The following is a 14,510-nucleotide window of genomic DNA, read 5'->3' as shown; positions in this document are numbered from 1 at the left end:
TAGTGTCTGTTCGCTGCCTACAAAAGGGACTCACTCATGCCCCAGGGACCGTCCGACCCGTTCGGCTGGATCGACGAGCAGGCGGCGGTGCGCGCCACGGCCGGGCTCGTCAGGACTCTGCGCCCGCGTCCCGCCGAGTCCGCCCTGCTCGACCTCGCGAGCAACGACTACCTCGGCCTCACCCGCCGCCCGGAGGTCACCGCCGCCGCCGCGGAGGCCGCCCGCCGCTGGGGCGCGGGCGCCACCGGGTCGCGGCTCGTCACCGGCTCCACGCGGCTGCACGCCGAACTGGAGCGGGAACTGGCCGACTTCTGCGGCTTCGAGGCCGCCCTCGTCCTCTCCTCCGGTTACGCCGCCAACCTCGCCGCCCTCACCGCGCTCACCGGCCACGGCGCGCTGATCGTGTCCGACGCCCTCAACCACGCCTCGATCGTGGACGGCTGCCGGCTCTCGCGCGCCACGACCGCGGTGGTGCCGCACGCCGATCCCGACGCCGTACGCAAGACGCTCGACACGCACGGGGGCCGAGCCCTCGCCGTCACCGACTCGGTGTTCTCGGTGGACGGCGACGCCGCGCCCCTGCCGGAACTGGCGGCGGCCTGCCGTGCGTACGGAGCGGCCCTCCTCGTCGACGACGCGCACGGGCTCGGCGTCCTGGGCGACGGAGGCAGGGGCGCGCTGGACGCGGCGGGCCTCGCGGGAGCGGACGGCGTCGTCGCCACGCTCACCCTGTCGAAGTCGCTCGGCAGCCAGGGCGGAGCGGTCCTCGGCCCGGCCCGTGTCATCGACCACCTGGTCAACACGGCCCGCACGTTCATCTTCGACACCGGTCTGGCGCCGGCCGCCGCGGGCGCGGCGCTGGCGAGCGTACGGCTGCTGCGCCGTGAACCGGAGCTGGCGGGCAGGGCCCGGAGCGTCGCCCTCTCGCTGCACCGCGGGCTGACGGACGCCGGCCTGAGCGCCGTACGTCCGGACGCCGCCGTGGTGTCGGTCCTGGCGCCCTCGCCGGAGGCGGCGGTGCGGTGGGCCGCCGACTGCCGGGCGGCCGGCCTCGTGGTGGGCTGCTTCCGCCCCCCGTCGGTACCGGACGGGATCTCCCGGCTCAGGCTGACCGCGCGGGCGGACCTCACGGACCGGCAGATCGCGGAGGCGGTGGACACGGTCGTGCGGACCGCGCCCACCGCTGCCTTCTGAGGGCCGCCGGCCCATTCCCCGGACAGGACGCGGAAATTCGCATGAGGAAATTCCGGCGCCGGCAGTAATTCCCGTAACCGCTGTTCCGCGCCTGCCGGCCGCCCGCCGACCGAACTCGCCGGGACACCAGGGCTGGTGGGCACCCTCCCGGACCACGGTTTTCGCGGCTTCTCCACGGACCTTGCACAAGACCCGGCTCAGATGTGGTTCCGCGCAGCAGAGTTCACCGCTTTGAGCGACAGATATCTGCATATCTCGGGGGATCACCCCCGATAGCAACACCATGAGTGGCACTCTGACGCGGAGCACAATCCGAGGCCGTCCTCGAAGTTCATCCGCTACGAGTCGGAGTCCGGCCCCGGTGCGAAAGGGACAGCGTCGCCATGGCAGACCATCAGGAAGTATCCGTCACTCTGCCGAGCGAGCCAGCCTCGGTCTCCGCGGCCAGGAGATATGTCGCGGAGATTCTCGGCGAATGGGGCATGCCCCCGGGATCCGACGCCGCCGACACCGTCCGGCTGATCGTTTCGGAACTTGCGACCAATGCCGTTCAGCACACCTTCGGGCAGTCGCCGACGTTCACCGTGGACGTGCAGCTCGAGCGGGACGAGCAGCTGCGCATCGGCGTCACCGACAGTCACCCGCGCTGGCCGAAGCGGCTGCCCGCCGCCGTCCAGCAGGACAACGGGCGCGGCATGGTGATCATCCGCTGGCTCACCGCCGAGTGCGGTGGGAGGGTGTCCGTCCAGCCCACCCGGGACGGCGGCAAGACCGTGTGGATCGCGCTGCCCTGGACCGTGCCCGTCCAGCAGTAGGGCTCGGGCCGCACGGACACGAGGACAGGGGAGGAGGGCTCAGGCCGTACAGGCCCGGCCGAACCCGCCACGCAGCAGCGCGCGCAGGGTGTCCGCCGCCGGGCTCGCCCCGCCGGGCCGGTACGCCACCGAGATCGTGCGCCGCAGCCCGGCCGGTTCCAGCGACCGCACGCCCACCGGCGTCGTCGCCATCGCGGCGACCATCTCGGGCACCACGGCCCCCCCGAGCCCCGAGCCGACCAGCGCGCACACCAGCGCGTAACCGGGCGACTCGCACACGACCGCCGACGTCGCCCCCGCCGCGGCCGGCGCCGCCTCCACGCCCTGCCGGGGCGGATGCGAGGGCGCACTGCTGATCGGCGGCTGCCCGGCGAGCTCGGCGAGCGCCACTCGCCCCGAGCCGGTGGCCGGCGCGTGCCCCGGCGCCGTCACCAGGACGAGCTCCTCGTCGAGCAGCGGCTGCGCCGCCACCCCGGAAGGCAGGGGCACGGCCGGCGCGGGCTCGTACGCGTGGGTCGGCGCCAGGTCGACCGCGGGCGCGGCCCGCGCCGTGGAAGCGGTCAGCGGGACCGCGCTCGCCGTGCTGGGAGTGGCCTCGCTGGCCGGGCCGGTGGCGGCGGCAGCCGCGTAACGCGCCCGCCGCCCCACCGTCCGCACCGCCGCACCGCCGTGTCGGACGGGCCTGATCTCCTGCGCGCCGCGCTCCACGCAGAATTCGTTTCCCTCGGGGCCGGCCATGACGACCCAGCCCCGGCCGTCCTCGGTGCGGCGGTCGTCGACGATCCGCGCACCGAGCGCGCCGCGCCGCTCCACCTCGGCATCCCGCGCGCCGTGCGGCGGCTGGGTGCCGAGGTGGACGCCGTTCTTGCCGGCCTTGCCCTCGGGAACCCGTACGAACAGCAGTCCGGGCACACCGGGCCGCTCCGGATGGATCAGCACCTCGTCGTCACCCGGCTCGTCCAGCAACGGGCAACCGGTCAGGTGCGACCAGAACTCGGCGATCGCGTACGGGGCGTGGGCGTCGAAGGTGATGTGGCGCACCGGATTCAGGGAGGTCATGGCACGGAACGCACCTCCCTGGACCGGCAGCCGGCCGGAAATATCAGCGCACGCGGCCGTACCAGACGCTCTTGGACCAGATCTTCTCCAGCTTCACCACGGAGCCGGACTTGGGGGAGTGCCAGATCTTGCCCCTCCCGGCGTAGATGCCCACGTGGTAGACGCTGCGCCCGGAGTGGAAGAAGACCAGGTCCCCGCGCTGGCGGCTGGAGGCGGAGATGTGCCGGGTCTTGTTGTACTGGGACTGGGCGGTGCGTGGCAGGCTCTTGCCGACCTTCTTGTACGAATAGAGCGTCAGCCCTGAGCAGTCGAACCGGCTCGGGCCCGCCGCCCCGTGCTTGTACGGGGCCCCCTTTTTCGACGCGGCGACGTTGAGCGCCTTCGTCGAATGCGATGCGGCCTGGGCCTCGGTGACGGCGCCGGGCGCCAGCATCGTGGTGCCGATCGCGGCGAGGGTGAGAGCCGAAGCGGCTCCGGCCCGGGACAGTACGGACGGGACATGCTTGTGCGCGGTCATGCGCGACCCTTCGTCAGCCGCCTGTGAAGGATGACCTGTCGGGTTCGGACAGGCGAAGATGCCCGGCCGCGGTGTGCGGCTTCACCCCGAGGGACGACCGTCTCCGGTCACCCCGTACTGCTTGGGTCCTCCACTCCTGCCGATGCACTCCTGTCGACCAGTCATCCGAAGCGGCGGCAGGACTCGGCGTCCGCCCGGACCGCCCCGCCGCGGTGGCGGGGGCTTGTCGTCCCAGGGATCTTGACTCATGAACAGCCGGATTTCCGAGCCGAAACGGCATTTTGTGAGGCTGATCACCGCTGACCCGTTCGGGTGGACAGGGATGTTTTCGACATCGGACGCGGGTGCCTGACGACCGTCGCACCAGCGACGGAATGTCCAATTCCGCCGGATGTGCAGGTGTGTTGCGCAAGTTGGGTCATACCGCTGTTCAGGTATTTCCTACGCCTTTTGAGTGAGCTCCTCCCGTACGCCAATGGGGGGAGCCGACCGCGTGTTCCTCAACTCGTGGACACGGACGGCAGAGTGACCCGGCCCGCCCGCCGCTCTCCGTCGAGCACGCGCAGGGCCCGCGCGAGCGTGACGGCGTGCACACGCGCCTCACCCCGCTCGTGCATCAGGGCGAGGGCGTCCCGCAGGCCGGCGGCCTTGCCGGCGAGAGCCTGGGCGGCCCGCAGCGCGCCGTAGGTGTCGGTGCCGCGTGCGGGGTTGATCCGCCCCATCAGATCGAGCACTTCGAGATAGCGGTCGACGTACTCGCACTCGGCGCGCGTCAGTGCGGGCAGCGGCGGCAGTTCGGGCGGCAGCATGCGCGGGTTCACCTCGGGGCCGGGGAGACGGGCGCGGCCTTGCGGCTCTGCACGACGTGGTCCACCAGGCCGTACGCCGCCGCCGTCTTGGCCGTGAACACCTTGTCGCGCTCGATGTCGTCGTCGACGCGCTCCTCGCTCTGCCCGGTGTGCAGTGCGAGGAGTCGGGTGAGCATCTCCCGCGTGCGCGTCAACTCCCGTGCCTCGATCTCCAGGTCCGAGGGTTGGCCGTGCACGGGCCGGTCGATGGACGGCTGACTGAACAGCACCCGGGCGCCCGGCAGCGCGAGGCGTTTGCCCGGTGTGCCGGCCGCGAGCAGTACGGCGGCGGAGGCGGCGGCCTGCCCCAGGCAGACCGTCTCCACGTCGCAGGTTACGAACCGGATGGTGTCGTAGATCGCGGACATCGCGGTGTGCGAGCCGCCGGGGGAGTTGATGCAGAGCGAGATGTCCCGGTCGGGGGCGGCGTGTTCGAGGTGCATGAACTGCGCCGTCACGTCGTTGGCCGCGGCGTCGTCGACGACCGTTCCCAGGAGGACGATCCGCTCCTCGAGCAGCTTCGCGTACGGATCGAACGTGCGGGTCCCGGTCCTGGTGCGCTCGGTGAACTCGGGCAGTACGTAGCGGGCGCTGTGTGCGGAAGGCCGGTTCATGGCGTACCTCTCCTGATGCTTCCTGATGCTCCTCGGACCGCTGAAGCCTCTGTAAAAAATGTACAGGACGTACAGCTCGTACTATGGGGAGCATGGCCTACGAGATTCCGGTGACGCAAGCCCGGGCAGAGCTGGCGGAGCTGATCAACCGCGTCGTGTACGGCGGCGAGCGGGTGGTCGTGACGCGGCACGGGAAGCCGCTGGTGGCGTTGGTTTCCGCCGCTGACCTGGAACGACTTGAGGGGGAGCAGGCAGAGCCCGAGGAGTCGGCGATCAGTTCGGTCTCGACGATCGGCTCGGCGGCGTCCGCTCCGGGCGAACGGCGCCGCTTCGGCATCGCCGCCGAGCACCGCGGTGAAACCCCCGGCAGCTGACGCCTCGGGTCCGCCCGTACGAAAAAGCCGCACGCCCCCGTCCGCTGCGGCGGGGGCGCACGGCCGGTCCCGCACTGCCGTCGGCCGGCCGGGGCCGGCTGCGGGGTGCGGTACGCCGGAACCCCTGCGCCGTCGGCCACCGCGTCGGTGACCCGGGCCTGCGTACCGGGCAGGACGTGCCGGGTGACGACGGCCGCCCCGCCTTCCCGGGGCCGGTCCTCCAGGTGTGGACCCCGAGGCGGCGCAACGACCGGTTGTCCGCGCTCCTGCGGGCGGGCCGAACGCGCTGATGACCATGGACGTGCAAAGCCCCAGTTAACGCGTTGGAAAAACTTCCGCTCTAACGTGCAATGTCTGGCCGCGCGGCCAGAAAACGCAGGTCAACGGAGTGTTGAAGTTGGATATGGTCCCGCTGCGCCCGAGTCGGAAGCAGTGGTTCCGTACCTCCCTCTCAGCCTCGCGGACGCGCTGGACTCCGCCTGCCCCCGCACGGGCGGCGCGGCGGTACAACTGGAGGTGGCACGCGTGCAACTGACCCCGCACGAGCAGGAAAGACTGCTCATCCATGTGGCGGCGGACGTGGCGGAGAAACGCCGCGCACGCGGCGTGAAACTCAATCACCCCGAAACGATCGCCCTCATCACCTCGCACATCCTCGAAGGCGCCCGCGACGGCCGCAGCGTCGCCGAACTCATGTCCTCGGGACGCAAGGTGCTCACCCGTGACGACGTCATGGAGGGCATCCCGGAGATGATCCACGACGTACAGGTCGAGGCGACCTTCCCGGACGGCACCAAGCTCGTCACCGTCCACGAACCGATCGCCTGACGGGGAGCGGCAGCCGATGATCCCCGGAGAGATCCTGTACGCCGACGACCCCGTCGCGCTCAACGACGGCCTGCCCGTCATCCGCCTCACCGTCCTGAACGCCGCAGACCGGCCCGTCCAGGTCGGCTCCCACTACCACTTCGCCGAGGCCAATCCCGGCCTCCGCTTCGACCGCGCCGCCGCCCGCGGCCTGCGGCTGAACATCGCCGCGGGCACCGCCGTGCGCTTCGAGCCCGGCATCCCCGTCGACGTCGAACTCGTCCCCGTCGGCGGCCGGCGCATCGTCGCCGGTCTGCGCGGGGAGACCGGAGGTGCCCTCGATGCCTGAGCTCCCGCGCCCGGTGTACGCCGACCTGTTCGGCCCCACCACCGGCGACCGCATCCGGCTCGCCGACACCGACCTGCTCATCGAGATCGAGGAGGACCGCTGCGGCGGACCCGGACGCGCCGGTGACGAGGCGGTGTTCGGCGGCGGCAAGGTGATCCGCGAGTCCATGGGCCAGGCCCGTACGACCCGGGCCGAGGGCGCGCCCGACACCGTGATCACCGGCGCGGTGATCCTCGACCACTGGGGCGTCGTCAAGGCCGACATCGGCCTGCGCGACGGGCGGATCACCGGCATCGGCAAGGCCGGCAACCCCGACACCATGGACGGCGTCCACCCGGACCTGGTCATCGGTCCGGAGACCGAGATCATCGCGGGCAACGGCCGGATCCTCACCGCCGGGACCATCGACGCGCACGTCCACTTCATCTCGCCGACCGTCGTCGAGCAGGCGCTCTCCTCCGGGATCACCACGCTCGTCGGCGGCGGCACCGGCCCCGCCGAGGGCACCAAGGCCACCACCGTCACGCCCGGCGGCTGGCACCTTGCCCGGATGTTCGAGGCGCTGGAGCACTACCCCGTCAACATCGGGCTGCTCGGCAAGGGCAACACGATGTCGCGCGAGGCGATGCACGCCCAGCTGAGGGGCGGCGCACTGGGATTCAAGATCCACGAGGACTGGGGTGCGACGCCCGCCGTCATCGACGCCTGTCTCGGCGTGTGCGAGGAGACGGGCGCCCAGCTCGCCATCCACACCGACACGCTGAACGAGGCCGGGTTCGTCGGCGACACCCTCGCAGCCGTCGCCGGGCGCACCATCCACGCGTACCACACCGAGGGTGCGGGCGGCGGGCACGCGCCGGACATCATCACGGTCGTCTCCGAGCCGTACGTCCTGCCCAGCTCCACCAACCCGACCCGGCCGCACACCGTCAACACGATCGAGGAACACCTCGACATGCTGATGGTCTGCCACCACCTCAACCCGGCCGTGCCGGAGGACCTGGCCTTCGCCGAGTCCCGGATCCGGCCCTCGACCATCGCGGCCGAGGACATCCTCCACGACCTCGGCGCCATCTCGATCGTCTCCTCCGACTCGCAGGCGATGGGCCGGATCGGTGAGGTCGCGCTGCGCACCTGGCAGACCGCGCACGTCATGAAGAAACGCCGGGGAGCGCTGCCGGGCGACGGGCGCGCCGACAACCACCGGGCGCGTCGCTATGTCGCCAAGTACACGATCAACCCGGCGGTCGCGCAGGGCCTCGACCACGAGATCGGCTCCGTCGAGAGCGGGAAGCTCGCCGACCTCGTGCTGTGGGAGCCCGCCTTCTTCGGTGTCAAGCCGCAGCTCGTCCTCAAGGGCGGGCAGATCGCGTACGCGCAGATGGGCGACGCCAACGCTTCGATCCCGACCCCGCAGCCGGTGCTGCCCCGGCCGATGTTCGGCGCGATCGGCAGGGCTCCGGCCGCCAACTCCCTCAACTTCGTGGCCCAGGCCGCGATCGAGGACAAGCTCCCCGAACGGCTCGGCCTGGGCAAGCGGTTCGTACCGATCAGCAGCACGCGGCGGGTCACCAAGGCCGACATGCGCGAGAACGACGCTCTCCCGCGCGTCGAGGTCGACCCCGACACCTTCACGGTGACGATCGACGGGGACGCGGTCGAGCCGGCGCCGGCCGCGGAACTCCCCATGGCCCAACGCTACTTCCTCTTCTGACCATGGACACCTCCCCTCACCTCGACCACGCCTCGCCCGGCGCGCGGGCCGCCCTCCTCGTGCTCGCGGACGGGCGGTTCCCCGCCGGGGGCCACGCCCACTCCGGTGGCGCCGAAGCGGCCGTCAAGGCGGGGCGCGTCCGCGACGCCGCGGACCTCGCCGCCTTCTGCCGGGGCCGCCTGCACACCACCGGGCTCACCTCGTCGGCGCTCGCCGCCGCGGCCGCCCTCGGCGTCGACGCCCTCGCACTCGACGAGGCCGCCGACGCCCGTACGCCCTCACCCGCCCTGCGGGCGACGGCGCGCAAGCTGGGCCGGCAGCTGATGCGCGCCGCCCGCGCCACCTGGCCGTGCGACGCGCTCGACGCGCTGGCCGCCGCGCGCCCGCGCGGCGCGCACCAGCCCGTCGTGCTCGGCGTCACCGCCCGCGCGGCGGGGCTCGGACCCGAGGACGCCGCGCACTGCGTCGCGTACGAGACCGTCAGCGGTCCCGCCACCGCGGCGGTACGCCTGCTCAGCCTGGACCCCTTCGAGGCCACCGCCGTCCTCGCCCGCCTCGCGCCCGAACTCGACCAGGTCGCGCGGCGCGCCGCCGAAGCCGCCCGCCGTGCCCGGGACGAAGACACGGGCGCGCTGCCCGCCGCCTCCGCGCCGCTGCTGGACATCACGGCGCAGGCGCACGCCGACTGGCCCGTACGCCTCTTCGCCTCGTGACACCGCATCACCGCACAGGAGCCGCATCATGCACCTCGACCACGCCCACGACCACACCATGGCGGTCGGCGCCGACGCCGCCCGCCCCGACGGTACGAAGCGCGCCCTGCGCATCGGACTCGGCGGCCCCGTCGGCTCCGGCAAGACCGCGACCGTCGCCGCCCTCTGCCGGGAACTGCGCGACGAGCTGTCCATCGCCGTCGTCACCAACGACATCTACACGCGCGAGGACGCCGAATTCCTGCTCCGCAACGCCGTCCTGCCGCCCGAGCGCATCCAGGCCGTCGAGACCGGCGCCTGTCCGCACACCGCCATCCGTGACGACATCTCCGCCAACCTCGAAGCGGTCGAGGACCTGGAGGACGCGGTCGGGCCGCTCGACCTGATCCTGATCGAGTCGGGCGGCGACAACCTCACCGCCACCTTCTCCAAGGGGCTCGTCGACGCGCAGGTCTTCGTCATCGACGTGGCGGGCGGCGACGACATCCCGCGCAAGGGCGGGCCCGGTGTCACCACGGCCGACCTGCTGGTCGTCAACAAGACCGACCTCGCGCCGTACGTCGGATCCGACCTCGGCCGCATGGCACGCGACGCCGAGGCGCAGCGCGGTGAACTCCCCGTAGCCTTCACCTCGTTGGCGTCCGAGGGCGGCGTCAAGCCGGTGGCCGACTGGGTCCGCGAGCGGCTCGCCGCCTGGTCCGCATGACCACCGTGGCGCCGGCGGGCACCGGCGTGGCGGGCGTCGAGGCGACGGCCAGGGTCACCGCCGTCCCCGACGGCCGGGGCGGCACGCGGCTGCCCGTCCTGGAGAGCGGCGGGCCGCTCGCCCTGCGCCGCACCCGCGGCACGGGCGCGTACGCCCGGGTCACCGTCGTCGGCGCGATGAGCGCGCCGCTGGGCGGCGACCGGCTGGCCGTCGAGGCCGAGGTGCGGGGCGGCGCCGCGCTCGCCGTCGACTCGGCCGCGGCCACCGTCGCCCTGCCCGGCCGCGGCGGCCCGCCCGCCCGCTACGACGTACGGCTGACGGTCGGGGCCGACGCGGACCTGCGCTGGCTGCCCGAACCGCTCATCTCGGCCCGCGGCAGCGACCTGCGCATGACCACCCGCGTCGAGCTTGCCGCCTCCGCCCGCCTGGTCCTGCGCGAGGAGCAGATCCTCGGCAGGTACGGCGAGGAGTCCGGCACGCTCACCACCCGCCTCACCGTCCTGCGGGCCGGACGCCCGCTGCTGGACCAGGAACTGTCGTACGGCCCGGGGGCGCCCGGCGGCTGGGACGGGGGATCGGTGCTCGGCGGACACCGGGCGACCGGCCAACTCCTGGTCGTACATCCCGACTTCGAGCACGAACCACCTGAAACCCGCCTTCTGGGTGACAACGCGGTCCTCACCGCGCTCGCCGGTCCCGCCGTGCTGGTCACGGCGGTGGCGACCGACGCGCTGCGGCTGCGGCGCGTACTGGACGGGGCACTTCAGACATTTGGGTGACCCCCATGTGCACCGCTCAGCGGGACACGGCTCTCCGGTTATGGGATTGGTAAAGAAACACCAGTACGACCTGTTGCTGAGGACCCTTCAGGCGACAGGATGCGCCCGTACACCCATGACCGTCGATCACTGATCGCTGCCGTCACCCGCGGCACCACACTCACAGGGGGAGGCACCACTTGAGGCGTACAGCAGCGCTCGGCTCGGCCGGCACTCTCATAGCGGGCACCTTGCTGGCCGGCGCGGTAACCGCGCCCGCGGCCGGCGCCCAGGACCGCCACACCAGCACGTCCGAGGCGCGCGGCGTGCGGATCGCCGCCGACCGCGCGGCGGAGGCGGGCATCGACTGGCGCGACTGCCCGGCGGACTGGGGCCTCGAGAAGCCCATCCAGTGCGGCTGGGTCACCGTGCCCGTCGACTACGCGGAGCCGAACGGCCGGAAGATAAAGATCGCCGTCGACCGGATCGGCAACACCGGCTCCGCGGAGGACCGCCAGGGCGCGCTGCTCTACAACCCGGGCGGCCCCGGCGGCTCGGGCCTGAGGTTCCCCACCCGGGTCACCAAGAAGAACCCGGTCTACACGAAGATGGCCGCGGCGTACGACTTCGTGGGCTTCGACCCGCGCGGCGTCGGGCACTCCTCGCCCATCTCCTGCGTCGACCCGCAGGAGTTCGTCAAGGCGCCGAAGCCCGACCCGGTGCCCGACAGCGAGGCCGACAAGCGCGCCCAGCGCAAGCTCGCCGCCGAGTACGCGGACGGCTGCCAGGAGCGCAGCGGCTGGCTGTTGCCGCACATGACCACGCCCAACACCGCGCGCGACGTGGACGTCGTCCGCGCCGCGCTCGGCGAGAAGAAGCTGAACTTCCTCGGCGTCTCGTACGGCACCTACCTCGGCGCGGTCTACGGAACGCTGTTCCCGGGCCACGTCCGCCGCATGGTCGTCGACAGCGTGGTCAACCCGTCGAAGGAGAAGATCTGGTACCAGGCCAACCTGGACCAGGACGTCGCCTTCCAGATGCGCTGGAACGACTGGAAGGCGTGGGTCGCCGAGAACGACGCCACCTACCACCTCGGCGACACCCCCGAGAAGGTCGAGCAGCAGTGGGTGAAGCTGCGCGCCACCGCCAAGAAGAGTCCGCTCGGCGGCGTCGTCGGCCCCGCCGAGCTGATCGGCTTCTTCCAGAGCGCGCCGTACTACGACTCCGCCTGGGCGTCCACCGCCCGGACCTGGAGCAAGTACGTCGCGGGTGACACGCAGGCGCTCGTCGACGCGATCGCCCCCGACCTGTCGGACACCGCGGGCAACGCCGCCTCGGAGAACGGCAACGCCGTCTACACGGCCGTCGAGTGCGCGGACGCCAAGTGGCCCACCAACTGGAGGACGTGGGACCGGGACAACACCAGGCTGCACCGGGACCACCCGTTCATGACGTGGGCCAACGCCTGGATGAACCTGCCCTGCGCCACCTGGTCGTCGAAGCAGCAGACCCCGCTGAACGTCAAGTCCGGCAAGGGGCTGCCGCCGGTCCTGATCGTGCAGGCCGAGCGTGACGCCGCCACTCCGTACGAGGGCGCCGTCGAGCTGCACAAGCGCTTCAAGGGCTCCCGCCTGATCACGGAGAAGGGCGCCGGCTCGCACGGCGTCACCGGGATCGCCAACCCGTGCGTCAACGACCGGGTCGACACCTACCTGCTCACCGGGAAGACCGGCAGCCGCGATGTGACGTGCGCCCCGCACGCCGCACCGAAGCCGTAACGGTCTGAACACGGGAGGGGGCGGCCGGAGTTTCCGGCCGCCCCCTCCTCGCGCCTACCGGCCGGCGAGCCAGGCGTCCTCCTGCGCGTAGTCGAACGGCCCGTCGCCCCCGGGGGCGTACCTCTGCGACAGCTTGGGGAACGCCTCCCGCCAGTCCTGGTCGCGGAGCACCTCCGCCAGCCATTCCACGGTGGCGGGCAGCGAATCGGCGTAACCGGTGACAGCCCGGTAGCCGAGCTCCCGCTCGGCGGCGGACATGTCGTAGACGATGGGGTGGCCGTTGCCGCTCCAGGGGGTCTCCCCGACCGAACCCACCGGCGGGGGCCCGTCCACCAGCACCAGCTCGCTCTCCACCCCCATGACCGCGTCGATCGCCGTACTGATCTCCGCGACCGTCGGCACGTCCGGATCGCCCCCGTTGAGCACCCGGGAGCCGGGCCGCGCCGCCGCCAGCCGGATCAGCTCCCCGAGGTTGGAGACGTGCACCGGGTGGAACCGGCTGAGCCCGCCGTACGCCAGGACCCGCACCGGCCGCCCGTCCAGCGCCCGTTTGACGAAGTGGATCTCGCGCGGAGTCCGGCAGTACGGCCCGTGGACCGCGCCAGCGCGCAGCAGGGTCGTCGGCAGCCGGTCGCCGGCGGCCAGCAGGCGCCGCTCGACGGCGATCTTCCTGGTGCCGTACGTCGCGTCGCCCGGTGCCACGGTCGCCTGGGTCTCGCGGATCGGCACCGGGTACCGCGGGAACCCGTCGGGCTCCTCCTGGGTGTCGAAGCCGCGGCCCTTGTCGTCCTCGTAGACGGCGCCACTGGAGATGACGACCGCGGAACCGATCCGGTCCGCCAGCCCCGTCAGCTGCGCCGCGTGCCTCTCCTCGAACGCGACCATGTCCACCAGGACGTCGCAGCCGTCGCCGAGCGCGGCCGCCAGCGCCGCGTCGTCCTCCCGGTCGACCGCCACCGCCCGGACCTCCCGCGGCCAGGTCGCGTCGCGGCCGCCGCCGCGCGATCCGGCTCTCACGTCCCAGCCGTCCTCGGCGAGCGCCCGTACGGCGGCCCGCCCGATCTGTCCTGTTGCTCCGACGACGAATGCGCTTCCTCTGGTCATACGAGGGACGCTACGCGCGGTTCCCCGCCGGCGGGGAACCGTTCGCCGTCCGCTGATCCGCCGTCAGCGCAGCTTCCTGGGGAACTTCTTCACCCGCTCCTGTTCCTGCTCCGCCTTGACCTCGGCCGCGTACCGGTCGACGTACTCCTGACCGGACAGACCGAGGATCGCGTACATGATCTCGTCGGTGACCGCGCGGAGCGCCGCCTTCTCGTCCTCCATGCCCGCGTACCGCGAGAAGTCCAGCGGCTCACCGAACCGGATGGTGACGCGCTTGATACGGGGTACGGTCTGTCCCGGCGGCTGGATCTCGAACGTACCCACCATCGCGCACGGCACCACGGGCACCTGTGCCTTGAGCGCCATCGCGGCGACCCCGACCTTGCCCTTGTAGAGCCGGCCGTCGTGCGAGCGGGTGCCCTCCGGGTAGATGCCCAGCAGCTCGCCCTTGCTCAGCACCCCGAGGCCCTCGCGGATCGCCGCCTTCCCCGCGTCCTTGCCGGACCGGTCGACGGGGATCTGTCCCGCGCTGCGGAAGAACGCGGCGGTCAGCCGGCCCTTGAGTCCGGGGCCCGTGAAGTACTCCGCCTTGGCGAGGAAGGTGATGCGCCGCTTGATGATCGCGGGCATCAGGAAGTGGTCGGAGAAGGACAGGTGGTTCCCCGCCACGATCGCGGCCCCTTCGTCGGGGACGTGGCCGAGCCCCTCGATCCTCGGCCGGAAGAGCAGCCTCAGCAGCGGCCCCAGGAGGACGTACTTGAGCGCGTAGTAGAACACGGGGCGGCTCCTAGCTCTGCCGGATCGGCTCCAGGGCTGCGTACTGCCAGGTCAGCGGAGATCTCGGGGGAGGACAGCCTATGTGCAGCCGTCGTCACGTGTAACCGTCTTCGGGCGGGTCGATGCCTGCCTCGTACCGACTTTGTCGACCGGGCATCAGCGGAACTCCTCGACGCCGCAGGACCCGGCTCGCCGACCGCCGTTCCCCAGCGCGCCCTTCAGCGACACCGGCAGCCGGGCCGCCAGGTCCTCGGCCTCTTCGCCGGGCGTGACACGGTGGGCCGGGACCTCCCGTACGGCCGTCGTGGTCTGCGCGGACCCCTCCTGGCCGGCGTACTCACCGCCCCCGCGCGCACGAGCCAGGAATGCGTCATGTCTCATCG

General features: G+C 72.1%; 17 protein-coding genes. 10 read left to right on the top strand and 7 right to left on the bottom strand.

The window, feature by feature from the left end:
• Window positions 1-36 precede the first annotated feature (36 nt).
• The gene (locus ABD374_RS10685) at window positions 37-1,194 is read left to right on the top strand and encodes an 8-amino-7-oxononanoate synthase (RefSeq protein ID WP_344493848.1); all 1,158 of its coding nucleotides are present in this window, start codon (window positions 37-39) and stop codon (window positions 1,192-1,194) included.
• Between the two features lie 383 nt (window positions 1,195-1,577).
• Entirely contained in the window at window positions 1,578-2,009 is a 432-nt protein-coding gene (locus ABD374_RS10680; protein WP_344493846.1) for an ATP-binding protein, read from the top strand.
• Window positions 2,010-2,048: 39 nt separating this feature from the next.
• Here the strand turns inward: ABD374_RS10680 and ABD374_RS10675 are convergent, their stop codons facing one another.
• From ABD374_RS10675 to ABD374_RS10660, 4 genes are all read right to left on the bottom strand, one after another.
• Entirely contained in the window at window positions 2,049-3,068 is a 1,020-nt protein-coding gene (locus ABD374_RS10675) for a LysR substrate-binding domain-containing protein (RefSeq protein ID WP_344493844.1), read from the bottom strand.
• A gap of 43 nt (window positions 3,069-3,111) precedes the next feature.
• Window positions 3,112-3,585 (bottom strand): C40 family peptidase, encoded by a 474-nt coding sequence (locus ABD374_RS10670; protein WP_344493842.1) that lies wholly within the window; start codon window positions 3,583-3,585, stop codon window positions 3,112-3,114.
• Between the two features lie 500 nt (window positions 3,586-4,085).
• Entirely contained in the window at window positions 4,086-4,394 is a 309-nt protein-coding gene (locus tag ABD374_RS10665) for a hypothetical protein (protein WP_344493840.1), read from the bottom strand.
• A gap of 8 nt (window positions 4,395-4,402) precedes the next feature.
• Window positions 4,403-5,047, bottom strand: a complete 645-nt coding sequence (locus ABD374_RS10660) for an ATP-dependent Clp protease proteolytic subunit (RefSeq protein ID WP_344493838.1) — start codon at window positions 5,045-5,047, stop codon at window positions 4,403-4,405.
• Window positions 5,048-5,139: 92 nt separating this feature from the next.
• On the opposite strand from ABD374_RS10660, the gene ABD374_RS10655 reads away from it, so the two are divergent.
• The 8 genes from ABD374_RS10655 (at window position 5,140) to ABD374_RS10620 (ending at window position 12,246) form a co-directional block, all read left to right on the top strand.
• Window positions 5,140-5,421, top strand: a complete 282-nt coding sequence (locus ABD374_RS10655; protein WP_344493836.1) for a type II toxin-antitoxin system Phd/YefM family antitoxin — start codon at window positions 5,140-5,142, stop codon at window positions 5,419-5,421.
• A 525-nt stretch (window positions 5,422-5,946) separates the two neighbouring features.
• The gene (locus ABD374_RS10650; protein WP_093803703.1) at window positions 5,947-6,249 is read left to right on the top strand and encodes an urease subunit gamma; all 303 of its coding nucleotides are present in this window, start codon (window positions 5,947-5,949) and stop codon (window positions 6,247-6,249) included.
• A 16-nt stretch (window positions 6,250-6,265) separates the two neighbouring features.
• Window positions 6,266-6,577 (top strand): urease subunit beta, encoded by a 312-nt coding sequence (locus ABD374_RS10645; RefSeq protein ID WP_344493832.1) that lies wholly within the window; start codon window positions 6,266-6,268, stop codon window positions 6,575-6,577.
• The gene (locus ABD374_RS10640) at window positions 6,570-8,291 is read left to right on the top strand and encodes an urease subunit alpha (protein WP_344493830.1); all 1,722 of its coding nucleotides are present in this window, start codon (window positions 6,570-6,572) and stop codon (window positions 8,289-8,291) included. The genes ABD374_RS10645 and ABD374_RS10640 overlap by 8 nt, the downstream gene beginning before the upstream one ends.
• Before the next feature lie 2 nt (window positions 8,292-8,293).
• On the top strand, window positions 8,294-9,004 hold the full coding sequence (locus ABD374_RS10635) for an urease accessory protein UreF (RefSeq protein ID WP_344493828.1): 711 nt from the start codon (window positions 8,294-8,296) through the stop codon (window positions 9,002-9,004).
• 28 nt (window positions 9,005-9,032) lie between these two features.
• Complete coding sequence (gene ureG / locus ABD374_RS10630) at window positions 9,033-9,710, top strand: urease accessory protein UreG (protein WP_344493826.1); 678 nt, start codon at window positions 9,033-9,035, stop codon at window positions 9,708-9,710.
• The gene (locus tag ABD374_RS10625; RefSeq protein ID WP_344493824.1) at window positions 9,707-10,489 is read left to right on the top strand and encodes an urease accessory protein UreD; all 783 of its coding nucleotides are present in this window, start codon (window positions 9,707-9,709) and stop codon (window positions 10,487-10,489) included. The genes ureG and ABD374_RS10625 overlap by 4 nt, the downstream gene beginning before the upstream one ends.
• 179 nt (window positions 10,490-10,668) lie before the next feature.
• A complete protein-coding gene (locus tag ABD374_RS10620) occupies window positions 10,669-12,246 on the top strand; it encodes an alpha/beta hydrolase (protein WP_344493822.1) in 1,578 nt (525 codons plus the stop codon).
• A gap of 54 nt (window positions 12,247-12,300) precedes the next feature.
• On the opposite strand, the gene ABD374_RS10615 is transcribed toward ABD374_RS10620, so the two are convergent.
• The 3 genes from ABD374_RS10615 to ABD374_RS10605 form a co-directional block, all read right to left on the bottom strand.
• Entirely contained in the window at window positions 12,301-13,350 is a 1,050-nt protein-coding gene (locus ABD374_RS10615; protein ID WP_344493820.1) for an NAD-dependent epimerase/dehydratase family protein, read from the bottom strand.
• 63 nt (window positions 13,351-13,413) lie between these two features.
• Entirely contained in the window at window positions 13,414-14,127 is a 714-nt protein-coding gene (locus ABD374_RS10610; protein WP_344493818.1) for a lysophospholipid acyltransferase family protein, read from the bottom strand.
• Window positions 14,128-14,283: 156 nt separating this feature from the next.
• Window positions 14,284-14,508, bottom strand: a complete 225-nt coding sequence (locus ABD374_RS10605) for a DUF2267 domain-containing protein (RefSeq protein ID WP_344493816.1) — start codon at window positions 14,506-14,508, stop codon at window positions 14,284-14,286.
• Window positions 14,509-14,510: the final 2 nt, after the last annotated feature.

Source organism: Streptomyces enissocaesilis (assembly GCF_039533765.1).
Lineage (GTDB): Bacteria > Actinomycetota > Actinomycetes > Streptomycetales > Streptomycetaceae > Streptomyces > Streptomyces enissocaesilis.
This window is presented reverse-complemented; position numbering and strand designations above follow the sequence as displayed.